General features: G+C 37.3%; 11 protein-coding genes and 1 other annotated feature. Of the genes, 6 read left to right on the forward strand and 5 right to left on the reverse strand.

Translation table 11 applies throughout. The annotated features are described in order from the left end of the window. The first annotated feature begins 14 nt into the window (after window positions 1–14). From SJW71_RS04465 to SJW71_RS04475, 3 genes are all read left to right on the forward strand, one after another. Window positions 15–1,202: an MBL fold metallo-hydrolase gene (locus SJW71_RS04465; RefSeq protein WP_429978519.1), complete on the forward strand. Its 1,188-nt coding sequence runs from the start codon at window positions 15–17 to the stop codon at window positions 1,200–1,202. Then, a complete protein-coding gene (locus tag SJW71_RS04470; protein ID WP_274794443.1) occupies window positions 1,189–1,437 on the forward strand; it encodes a DUF3006 domain-containing protein in 249 nt (82 codons plus the stop codon). Before SJW71_RS04465 ends, SJW71_RS04470 begins: the two co-directional genes overlap by 14 nt. Window positions 1,438–1,567: 130 nt before the next feature. Further along, a complete protein-coding gene (locus tag SJW71_RS04475) occupies window positions 1,568–2,356 on the forward strand; it encodes an HAD family hydrolase (protein WP_312507315.1) in 789 nt (262 codons plus the stop codon). 56 nt (window positions 2,357–2,412) lie between these two features. Here SJW71_RS04475 and SJW71_RS04480 read toward each other — a convergent pair whose 3' ends face one another. The 3 genes from SJW71_RS04480 to serA form a co-directional block, all read right to left on the reverse strand. Beyond that, window positions 2,413–3,345, reverse strand: a complete 933-nt coding sequence (locus SJW71_RS04480; protein ID WP_431811778.1) for a hypothetical protein — start codon at window positions 3,343–3,345, stop codon at window positions 2,413–2,415. Beyond that, window positions 3,332–3,829 carry an RNA polymerase sigma factor gene (locus tag SJW71_RS04485; protein ID WP_431811779.1) on the reverse strand — a complete coding sequence of 166 codons (498 nt, stop codon included), beginning with the start codon at window positions 3,827–3,829 and terminating at the stop codon, window positions 3,332–3,334. The genes SJW71_RS04480 and SJW71_RS04485 overlap by 14 nt, the downstream gene beginning before the upstream one ends. 105 nt (window positions 3,830–3,934) lie before the next feature. Next, window positions 3,935–5,542: a phosphoglycerate dehydrogenase gene (gene serA, locus SJW71_RS04490; RefSeq protein WP_274794439.1), complete on the reverse strand. Its 1,608-nt coding sequence runs from the start codon at window positions 5,540–5,542 to the stop codon at window positions 3,935–3,937. A 161-nt stretch (window positions 5,543–5,703) separates the two neighbouring features. Next, window positions 5,704–5,945, reverse strand: a binding site (T-box leader). A gap of 405 nt (window positions 5,946–6,350) precedes the next feature. Here serA and SJW71_RS04495 point away from each other — a divergent pair. Then, a complete protein-coding gene (locus SJW71_RS04495) occupies window positions 6,351–8,003 on the forward strand; it encodes an FAD-binding dehydrogenase (protein ID WP_274794438.1) in 1,653 nt (550 codons plus the stop codon). A 340-nt stretch (window positions 8,004–8,343) separates the two neighbouring features. On the opposite strand, the gene SJW71_RS04500 is transcribed toward SJW71_RS04495, so the two are convergent. Beyond that, complete coding sequence (locus SJW71_RS04500) at window positions 8,344–9,312, reverse strand: rhodanese-related sulfurtransferase (protein WP_431811780.1); 969 nt, start codon at window positions 9,310–9,312, stop codon at window positions 8,344–8,346. Window positions 9,313–9,450: 138 nt separating this feature from the next. Here SJW71_RS04500 and SJW71_RS04505 point away from each other — a divergent pair, with 138 nt between their 5' ends. After that, the gene (locus SJW71_RS04505) at window positions 9,451–10,233 is read left to right on the forward strand and encodes an enoyl-CoA hydratase (protein ID WP_312507310.1); all 783 of its coding nucleotides are present in this window, start codon (window positions 9,451–9,453) and stop codon (window positions 10,231–10,233) included. A 49-nt stretch (window positions 10,234–10,282) separates the two neighbouring features. Here the strand turns inward: SJW71_RS04505 and SJW71_RS04510 are convergent, their stop codons facing one another. Next, window positions 10,283–10,468: a YhzD family protein gene (locus SJW71_RS04510; protein WP_274794435.1), complete on the reverse strand. Its 186-nt coding sequence runs from the start codon at window positions 10,466–10,468 to the stop codon at window positions 10,283–10,285. A 256-nt stretch (window positions 10,469–10,724) separates the two neighbouring features. On the opposite strand from SJW71_RS04510, the gene SJW71_RS04515 reads away from it, so the two are divergent. Continuing rightward, the gene (locus SJW71_RS04515; RefSeq protein ID WP_274794434.1) at window positions 10,725–11,939 is read left to right on the forward strand and encodes a metallophosphoesterase family protein; all 1,215 of its coding nucleotides are present in this window, start codon (window positions 10,725–10,727) and stop codon (window positions 11,937–11,939) included. Window position 11,940: the final 1 nt, after the last annotated feature.

Consider the following 11,940-nt stretch of genomic DNA (forward strand, 5'->3'; position numbering starts at 1 on the left):
AAGGAAGTTAGTAGATGAAAAAAATAATAGTATTGCTCCTTTGTATTTTTTTATTAGCAGGCTGTACGGAAGCAATCCAGACAGAAAAAATCCCTGTAACGGCTGGCCATGATATGCGCGTTCATTTTATTGATGTAGGTCAAGGGGATTCTATATTAATAGAGTCACCAAATGGTAAAACAATGCTTGTAGATGGAGGTGTAAAAGGAGCTGGCCCGCAAGTAGTTTCTTATTTAAGGGAACTTGGGGTGAGTAAGCTCGATATAGTAGTGGCGACACATCCTGATGCTGATCACATTGGTGGGCTCATTCCTGTATTAAACTCAATGACAATTGAGCAATTTTACGATTCAGGAAAAGTACATACATCTCAAACATTTGAAGAAATGTTGACGCTGATTGATGAAAAAAATATTCCTTATGATGTACCGACGCCAGGTGACAATATTAAGTTTGATGAGGATGTCACTGTGAAAGTTTTAAATGCAAATGAGCAGGCATCAGATAATAATGATGCTTCGATTGTGTTAAAAATAGTTTATGGCAATGTCTCCTTTTTATTAACAGGTGATGCTGGAATAGCGTTAGAAAAAGAAATGATGCAATATGATGTGTCAGCAACAGTTTTAAAAGCCGGTCACCATGGATCGAATACTAGTAGTTCAGAGGATTTCATTCGTGCTGTAAAGCCAGAGGTCACGATATTAAGTTATGGGAAAGATAATAAATATGGACATCCACATGCGGAAGTGGTAGATGGATTGAAGGAGATTGGTAGTAAAATCTATGCCACGGCTGATATAGGAACGATTACTGTGACAACAGATGGGGTAAACTATGCGGTGAATGGGAAGGAAACCTCTGTGGCGAATACTGAAAAAACATCTGAAGTAGTTCCGCTGACGCCCGCTATTGAAATCACGAGCAAGGATTTAGTTGGTGAAATTGTAGGTATAAAAAATAATGGACAGCAAGCAGTTTCGTTAAAAGATTGGCAGCTTATCTCTATTGAAGGTAATCAAGTTTTTAATTTTCCAAATCTATCATTGCAGCCAGGAAAAACGATTTATATTACAAGCGGAGCCAATGCACGAGAAGGGCAAAATTATTTAAAATGGACAACGAAGCAGATTTGGTTAAACGAAGGAGATGCTGCTCAATTACGTAATGAGAAAGGGGAACTGCTAAGTGAGCTCGACTAAATACACGTTAGACCGTATTGAAGATGGTTATGCTATTTTCTTAAAGTTTCCAGATGAAGAGGAACAACTAATTATTATACAATCAGCCATAAACGAGCCTGTGCAAGTAGGAGATCGTGTGGAGATTGAAGAAAAAGACGGACATTACCATATAGAAATTTTAAAGGAAGAAACTGATCAAAAAAAAGCGGATATTCAACGCCTTATGAACCGTTTACGTAATAAACAAAAATAATGGATGACAAGCTGTGAGAAATTGACGCACAGCTTGTTTTAATGAAAGGAATTATGCATAATTTGTTATCCTAAATATTTTGAAAATATGCTAAAATAGTAGTATTAACCGGGAGCTAGGAGCGGACAAAATGTCGATAAGTACAATTATTTTTGATTTAGATGATACACTGCTATGGGATAAAAAATCAGTCAAAACAGCCTTTGAAAAAACTTGTAATTATGCAGCAACAGTACATAATGTGAATCCTGTTAAACTAGAGGAGGCTGTTCGTCGAGAGGCACGCGCCCTGTATGAGGGGTATGAAACATATGATTATACAGTCTTAATAGGTATTAACCCGTTCGAAGGTCTTTGGGGGACGTTTGATGATACGACAGATTCTTTCCAAAAGATGAAAGAAATTGTTCCTGGCTATCGTGCAGAAGCTTGGACAAAAGGGTTAGCTGCTCTTAATATTGATGATGCGCAGTTCGGAGCTGAGCTAGGAGAGCGCTTTGTGGCTGAGCGTAAAGTATCACCATTTTTATATGAAGATACATTTGCTGTATTAGATCAACTAAAAGGAAAGTATCAGCTTGTATTACTCACAAATGGAGCACCAAGTCTACAAAACTTGAAGCTAGAAATCACACCTGAAATTGCCCCGTATTTTGATCATATTATTATTTCGGGAGACTTTGGCAAGGGTAAGCCTGATGCATCTATTTTTGAATTTGTTATGGAGAAAGCAAGTATTACAGCAGATGAGGCAATCATGGTTGGCGATAATCTTAATACTGATATTTTAGGTTCTTCCCGTGTCGGAATGCGCAATGTATGGATTAATCGTGAAAACAATATTGCCAATGGAGCTGTCACACCAACCTATGAAGTAGACTCTTTGACAGCATTGTTAGAACTTATAAATAAGCTATAATGAAAAAATGTACTGTCCCTTGTGGTCAGTACATTTTTTATTTTTCGATCCATCTATTAAAAATAGACATTCAGTGCAAGGTATAAACTTGTAAAAGCTATAGCTAAACAAAGCTGAACAAAAGCGCTAGCAATCAAGAAATCATGAGGTTCACCAGCTTTTTTGCGATAAAGGATTTGCATGATTGAGTATAGTAAGAAAAAGCTATAAATAATTGTTGCATGAATAGTATGTTGGACAAGATAAATACTAAATAAAATACCTCCAAACAATAAAAGCATAATTAAATTGGCAATAGCATGCTCAACTGTCACAGCAAAAAAGCGACGCTCGGTATGAGGCATTCTTTTTTTAGCAATCCATAATATGAAATGCGTAAGAAAGATAAATATATTACCAATGATCAATTTGGTTGACCGCTTGTCATCATAAAAATATATAAGTGAGTCCATTGATTCTTCGATTAAAAAGGCTTGCTGAGTTTCAACATTGAAGAGAATATCATTATTGAGTACCTTCCATTTCTCTTGAGAACCATCTGTATACAGTATGAATAAATCATAAGGTGTAAAGTAATCATTGCTTTCCCATTGTCCACTAGTAATCGAAATAGGGGAAGCCTCCTTCATTTTTTCTTGTAACTGAGTTAGTCGTTTTTTATCTAGGTAGCATTGTTGCGGTACATAAAGGCAAGTACCCTTTGGTAGAAAACTCTCTGTATTTTTATTGTCCTTTACATAAATTCGATCGATCATTTTAGTAGAGTCTGTTGATCTAGGAGCAGTAGTAGGCTCTTGAATAAAGGATAAAAGTAATATAGAGAGAACTACTACAAATAACAATGCCACAGATGGAATCCTCCACATAGTCGTAGACGATTTTTTTCTCGTTGAGGAAGGGGCTGTTATTTGACGCAATAAATATTGTTCTTGCTGATCGGTTAATTTCAAATCATGTAAATGCTGCCATCCCTTTTTATAATTCTTCATCCATCTCACCTCCAAGCTGTTTTTTTAATGCAACGAGTGCTCGTTTTAATGTATTTTTTACGTTTCCTTCGTTCCAACCGAGTACTTCACAGGTCTCTTCGATTGATAGACCTTCAATTTTCCGTAGAATAATGACATCACGATATGTAATTTTTAGTTTACTAATGGCAAGATACAGAATCTTGGCATCTTCTTGTTGCATTAACCATTCATGTGGGGAGGGCGAGGATTGTTTTTCATGCTGTTGTAAAAAAGGGACAAATTGTATAAGCCTCTTCCGTCGAAAATGATCGTAGGCAAGGTTACGAGCAGTGGAACGAAGCCAAGCGAGTTGGGCTCCTTCTTTAATTGATTGTTGATAGTTAAAATAACGAACAAAGGTCTCCTGTGTAAAATCCTCTGCTAATGTTTCGTCATTCAGTAAGTAATATAAGTATTTAAAAATGGTTTGATTATGTAAGTGAAATATTTTTTCTACTTTCATTCCATACACCCCCTTTCCTTTAAAGACGATTAAGGTACTAAAAAGTATCATTTTTCCAAAAAGAAAAAGCAGAGAGTAGAAACTCCCTGCTTACGTTAGTCATTACTATAGGGTAATGGCTTTTACCTCATCAATATTTTCGAGTTGAGACACGAATACTAAATCTTCTTCTGTTACTACATTATCAATCGTAAGCATCATAACTGCTGTCCCACCAACTTGCGCACGACCAACTTGCATTGTGGCAATGTTGATATCTTTTTCTGCAAGCTTTGTTGCTACACGGCCAATGGCACCTGGTTTATCAGTGTTCTTAATGTAAAGCAGGTGACCTTGAGGAATAACGTCCACAACATAGTCTTCCACCTTAACAATACGTGCACCTAAACCATTTAATAACGTACCAGCTACTGTATGTGTTTCATTAGCTGTAATAATTTCAATTGTAATTAAACTTGTAAAGCCTTTTGCCGTCGTTGTTTTGTGCTCATTAATTTTCATGCCAATACGTTCAGACAAGTAACGAGCATTCACATCATTTACATGATTACCGTGGTTTTTAGATAATAAACCTTTTAATGCGTTTGAAGTTAATGGACGAACATCATAGTTTGCTACTTCACCAGCATAAGATAAGTTGATTTCTTTTACAGGCTCTGTTGTTACCTGTGATAAAAAAGAACCAAGTTTTTCTGCTAGCTCAAAGAAAGGTTCCACTTGTGCAAGAAGTTCTTTCGGAATAGATGGCATATTCACTGGATTTGTTACAGTACCTGTTTTATAGAACTTAATGATGTCATTTGATACATCAACTGCTACAGATTCTTGTGCTTCAATAGTAGATGCACCTAAGTGAGGCGTTGCGATAACTTGCGGTAACGTCAGTAGTTTATGATCTGTTGCAGGTTCAGAGACAAATACATCAAGGGCTGCACCAGCAACTTTACCTGCTACAATCGCATCATATAAATCGTCTTCATTAATGATACCGCCACGTGCACAGTTAATAATACGTACGCCATCTTTCATGATTGCGAATTTTTCTTTATTAATAAGATTACGTGTTTCAGGAAGAAGAGGAGTGTGTACTGTGATGAAATCTGCTGCTGCGCAAATTTCTTCAACTGTCGCTTTTGTTACACCTAACTCTTTTGCTCGTTCATCTGTAAGGAAAGGATCATATGCCATAACATTCATACGTTGACCCTTTGCACGATAAGCTACTTCAACACCAATACGTCCAAATCCTACAACACCTAAAGTTTTATTTTTTAGCTCTACCCCGACATAAGATTTACGATCCCATTTTCCATTTTTCAAAGTATTAAAAGCTTGTGGAATATGACGAGCAAGTGATGTCATCATCGCAATCGTGTGCTCAGCAGCAGAGTTCGTGTTACCATCTGGTGCATTGACAACGATAATCCCATGTTCAGTTGCAGCAGCAAGGTCAATATTATCAACACCCACACCAGCACGACCGATCAATTTTAAGTTTTTAGCTGCTTCAATCACCTCACGTGTCACAGTTGTTTGAGAACGCACAAGTAACACATCTACATCGGCAATTTTTGCGATTAATTCTTCTGGTGCTAGACCAGTGTCCACGATAATGTTTAAATCTAAGTCTTGTTCCTGACGTAGTGGGAAAATACCATCTTCACTTAGTGGATCAGCGATAAATACGTTAATTGTTTTTGTTGCAGTAGTCATTATAATTAGCTCCTTTTTAATAAAAATGATTGTGGTCTTACCAATGAGAGTCTGGAAGTTGTAAAATTCGAACATCTTACAGCATGCAAACAATCTCCTTTCTACTAGATCGAGAACAAAATAAAAAGCCTTCCACGCCTTACAAACACAGTTATTGTGTTGTAAGGGGCGAAAGGCTGAATAAACATTGGTTCGCGGTACCACCCTTAATTACTACTAGAAAAAATTATTCTTGCAGTCTTAGCTATATGCGTAACGTGCATGTGACGGATAAGCTTACTTAGGGTTGTTCGGCCTATCTATTCGGGAGTGGAACTATTATCGTAGAAATCACTGATTTACACCAACCATCAGCTCTCTTGGGATTTTCTTACGACTAGTGTGTCTCCGTCGTTATATTTTGTGTGATTAAATTTGTTAACATCATAATCCCTATTGTTCACCTTTGTCAACGATATTTCTAAAATACTTTAAAAATATTGACTTCGAAAGTCTGAATAATAACCAAACACGAACAATCTTTTTGTTAAACAATTATATTGTACGTCTTTTTGGAGAATACAATGAAAGCGCTAACGATATTTGAAAAGTCCGATAATACTAGGTTTCTATGTAGTTTGAGAAGAAAAAATTATATGGGAATTAACTGGAATAAATTAGCTGTTTCATACAAGTCCATGGTAGTTTCAAGTGTAGAAAGCGAACATTTTTCTCTGTCACAATTTAGACAAAAAATGTTTTTTTAGAAGGTAAACAGCCTGTTAGGGAAGAATGTTAGTTAAGGATGATTTGATTTGGGGGTGTAGTAATGAAATACGATGTTGCAATAATTGGTGCTGGACTTGCAGGGCTAGTTGCAGCTTGTGAGTTAATCGACGCAAAGAAAAAAGTTGTTTTAGTTGATCAGGAGCCTGAAAATTCAATGGGGGGACAGGCATATTGGTCATTTGGTGGGATTTTTTTAGTGAACTCTCCTGAGCAAAGAAGGCTCGGAATTAAAGATAGTAAGGAGCTTGCATGGCAAGATTGGCAAGGGACAGCTGGCTTTGATCGATTAGAGGATGAGGATTCCTGGGCATATAAATGGGCTAAAGCTTATGTTGATTTTGCGGCGGGTGAAAAATATGATTGGTTAAAATCAAAGGGCATCAAATTTTTCCCTGTTGTTGGCTGGGCAGAACGAGGTGGTTCTCTTGCGGGGGGACATGGTAATTCAGTACCAAGGTTTCATATTGTATGGGGAACTGGTCCAGGCATTGTTAAGCCATTTGTTGATAAAGTAAAACAGGGGATCAAAGAAGGATATATTGATTTTAAACCAAGACATCGTGTAGATGAATTTTTGCAAAAAAACGGAAAAATTACTGGTATTAGTGGGACTGTACTAGCGGAAACTTTTATCAATAGAGGTGAAAAAAGCTCAAGACTAGGAATTGGAGAATTTAACTACGAAGCAGATGCTGTAATTGTGGCAAGTGGGGGGATTGGGGCTAATTTTGATTTAGTAAGAAAAAATTGGCCAGCACGATTGGGGACCCCACCTAAAAATATGGTTTGCGGTGTGCCAGCTTATGTTGATGGGAGAATGCTAGAAATCACTGAGCATGTAGGGGGTCGCATTGTGAATCGGGACCGAATGTGGCATTACACAGAGGGGTTAAAAAATTGGGATCCTATTTGGCCCAATCATGGAATACGAATTTTGCCGGGGCCTTCCTCCTTATGGTTTGACGCAGAGGGTAATCGATTTCATGCACCAAATTTCCCAGGATTCGATACGCTTAGCACATTAGAGGCTATTCAAAAAACAGGCTATGATTACTCGTGGTTCATTTTAACTGAAAAAATTATTGAGAAGGAATTTGCACTATCTGGCTCAGAACAAAATCCAGATTTAACAAACAAAAGCATTGGAGATGTTTTGAAACGAATCATGCCAGGTCCACCTGCTCCAATCCAAGCCTTTAAAAATCATGGTGAGGATTTTGTGATTGCTCATGATTTGAAAGAGCTTGTTGATGGTATGAATAAGCTGGCAGGAAATGAGCTACTAGATTTCATGAAAATTAAAGAGCAGATCTTGGCAAGAGACCGAGAAATGGACAATAAGTTTACGAAGGATTTACAGGTTAATGCCATTCATGGAGCAAGGAATTATATTGGCGATAAATTGGTGCGTGTTGCCAAACCACATAAAATGTTAGATCCTAAAAATTGGCCATTAATTGCTGTACGATTAAACATCTTAACACGAAAAACTTTAGGTGGCTTACAAACAAATCTGAATGGTGCGGTGTTAGGAATGGATGGTCAGCCAATACCTGGTTTATATGCAGCTGGTGAAGTAAGTGGTTTTGGTGGCGGTGGTGTTCATGGCTACCGTGCTTTGGAAGGCACATTTGTTGGAGGCTGTCTATTTAGTGGACGGCAGGTCGGGCGTTATTTAGCTCAAGAAAAATAAAATATGATGTAAGTAGCAGAAATAAAAGTTTTGCAAAGCAGGATTGATTTCCGTTCCGCCAGCGTACTTTCCAGGGGACGTCCAATGAGCCACTTTACTCACTACGTTCGTTCTAGAGTAGTAAACAAATTCATTTCTCTGAAAACTCAAAATAAACACTATTGTGGGATGGAAAGCCTTTCTCGCCTAAAATGCTAATTGATTTGTCTGATTTTTTAACAACATAAAAGAGCATCGTCATAACGAACGATGCTCTTTTAGTTAGTCTGATAGAATCGGTGTCTCCAAGGGTTTCCATTCACTTTTACAAAAGGACCCATACCGTTTATATCAAGCATACTTACTTTGACTTTTGAGCCTCTGCTATTTTAGCAATTTGCTCTTCAACCTGTTCTTTCGACCAACCATGTTCTTCAACGAAGAAGTTACGTGGTGCACGACGACATTCGTCTGAGCAGCTACGCATATAAAATGCCTCATGCTTTTCCTCGCAAAGCATTAATTTATGACATTCAGGGTTTGCGCAGTTTGTATAACGTTCAGAAGGTTCACCTGTGAAATAATCCTTCCCAACGACGACATGTTCCACTTGATTAATAGGTACACTTCGACGACGGTCAAAAACAAACATTTGACCATCCCATAACTGGCCTTTTACTTCTGGATCTTTTGCATACGTGGCGATACCACCGTGTAATTGACCTACACTTTTACCATAGCCCTCGCGTTTTAGCCAGCCAGAGAATTTTTCACAGCGGATACCACCTGTACAGTAAGTTAAAATCTTTTTATCTGCAAAATCTTCTTTATGAGCTTCCATCCAAGCTGGCAAGTCACGGAAATTTTCAATATCAGGTCGAACTGCTCCTCTGAAATGACCTAAATCATATTCGTAGTCATTACGTGCATCGATGATTACGGTGTTATCTTCTTGCATTTGTTCCATAAATTCTTTAGGAGATAAATAATCACCAGTGATTTCTAATGGGTTGATATCATCCTCTAAACCTAAATGAACAATTTCTCGTCGCGGGCGTACATGCATTTTTTTAAAGGTATGCCCTTCAGCTTCATCAATTTTCCACATAATATCACTAAAACGAGCATCTGCCTTCATATGGTTCATGTAAGCTTCTGTTTGCTCAATGGTCCCTGAAACCGTTCCGTTAATACCTTCATTTCCTACTAAAATACGACCAAGAAGTCCAATTTCTTTACATAATGCTAAATGTTCTTCTGCAAAGGCTACTGGGTCTTCAATCGTAATATATTTATAATAAAGTAATACACGATAGTCTTTTTGTGTCAAAATACGTAACCACCTTTATAACAATGTTCGTCATTTAATATAGCACAACAACAGTAATTTTGCTTAGAGTAGGAGGAGTTTTCTAAAAAAACTCGAATAGTACATAGTGAATGACTATTCATATTGGGGGGAAGAGAGATGGAATTTTCAACGATTACTTTAGAAAAATTAGAACGTCGAGCAACGTTAACATTGAATCGTCCACAGGCAATGAATGCTATGGATGGTGACATGATGCGTGAACTTGCAGAATGCTTTGAAGCTCTACAACAAGAAAAAGATATACAGGTACTTGTTATTCGTGGAGAAGGAAAGGTCTTTTCTGCGGGTGGCGATATTAAGGCAATGCTCGATGAAAACAAACCACTAAATATAGATGAGGCAATGGTTTATCTAACACGTATTGTGAGGGCCTATTATCAGCTACCGATGATTGTTATTGCGGCAGTTCATGGTGCTTCGGCAGGCCTAGGATTTAGTTTGACACTTGGTGCAGATATTGTTGTAGCCTGTGAAAATAGTAAACTAGCTATGAACTTCATAGGAATAGGACTGATTCCAGATGGAGGTGGTCACTTCTTTATGAAAGAACGTGTGGGGACTGTAAAAGCGAAACAAATGATATGGGAAGGGAAGGTATTAACTGCAAAAGAAGCATTGGATGCAGGATTAATTGATTATATTGCACCTGATGGTACAGTATCTGCAATGGCTGACCAGCTTGTAGGTAAAATGCTTGCTTCACCTATCTCTTCGATGATTACAACGAAAAAAATTCTCCATGCTCAAAATTTATCACAGCTAGAAAATGTTCTAGCATTGGAAGCAGAAGGACAATCTGCTATGCGTAAAACAACAGATCATATAGAGGGTATTCATGCATTTGTAGAGAAAAGAACACCGGTATTTGTAGGGAAATAAATAGTAAAAAGGCGCGTAGCAGCATTGTCTACGTGCCTTTTACTCGCTATTAAACATGGAATAATATTAATTTACCTGAAGAGTTTACAAGTCGATGAGTTTTGTCGGCAACACCTTTTTCCTCAATTTGTTGTTGTCCATTTAGTTTAGCAGCCTCATCATTTTCAAATGTCCATGTTTCATCAAACAATGTTTCCCCTGTTTTTTCAAAAGCTGTAAAACGATAATTCTCCATGCAAACCCCACCCTTTTACTAAAATATATTTCTATTATACATAGAAGATTTATAAACTTCACGGTAAAACTAGTGATTTTTTTGATAAATTACGAAAATTGTGGAAAAAGTAAGGCGGTCAAGTATTTTCCTTCATACCATTTTTCATAAAAGATGAAGTATGATAAAATAGAACAAATATTCGGTTTTGAAAAGTGAACTCGTACTACTTTGATTAGTACCAAGTTAAGAATTATCTACTATTTGAGGTGATTGGATGACAGCAATTCGTTTTTTCCATATGGCAGATTTACATTTAGATAGTCCATTTAAGGGTTTATTTGGTTTATCTGAACACATTTTAAAGAACATTCGGTCAAGTACTTTTGATGCATTCGACAAAATTATTCAAAAAGCAATTCAAGAGAAGCCTGACTTTTTGCTAATTGTTGGAGATATTTATGATGGTGAAAATCGTAGTTTGCAAGCGCAACGTAGATTTCAAGATGCAATGGAAAAGCTCTTCCAACATAATATCCCTGTGATTGTGAGCTATGGAAATCATGATCACTTAAATGGTACTTGGACACGCTTTTCTTTGCCAAGTAATGTCTATGAATTACCAGCTGAAACGAGTGTTGTTCAATTAAAAATTCGGGATCAGCAAGTCAATATATATGGTTTCAGTTATCATGAACGCCACTTGAGGGAATCGGTTATCGAAAGCTATCCCATTGCACAAAATCAACAAACCATTCATATTGGTATGCTACACGGAAGTGAGGCAAGTAATACGACTCATGATGTGTATGCTCCTTTTACTAAGCAACAATTGCTAGAGAAAAACTACCATTATTGGGCTTTAGGCCATATTCATAAACGACAGCTTTTACATCAAAATCCTCCAATTGTTTATCCAGGCAATATACAAAGTCGCCATCGTAAAGAGCAAGGTTTGAAAGGCTATTATGATGTAACTTTATCCCGAACTTCGGCTGAACTAGATTTTATTCCAACTTCAACTGTAGTTTATAGTACAGTTGAAGTGGATTGTAAAAATGTAATCCATGCTAATGAATTACTCAAAAGATGTGCAGAAGCAATTACAGTCAATAGAACAAAGTATGGTGCATCAGTTATAGAGCTTCATTTGCAAAATATTGATGAACAAACAGAAGCATTATTTGAGCATGCCACAGTAGATGCATGGTTAGAGACCGTTCGGGAAGCTGAAGAAGGCATTGAGCCAATGTGTTGGGTACAAAAATTGGTGTTGCAGAAGACTAGGAAATTTTATGAACATACTGCAACAACTCAATCAGTTGTCAGCTTAATGGAACAATGGGATAGTAATGAATGGAAGGATATACTTAAAGATTTATACCAATATGCTGGGGGCGCAAGGCTGATAGAGCCACTTACAGACAAGGATATAGAGAATTTAACGAATAGCGCACAGGCATTATTGGCAGAAGAAATTCAAAGGGCGTGAT

This window comes from Lysinibacillus sp. FW12 (assembly GCF_050817245.1).
Taxonomy (GTDB): Bacteria; Bacillota; Bacilli; order Bacillales_A; family Planococcaceae; genus Lysinibacillus; species Lysinibacillus irui.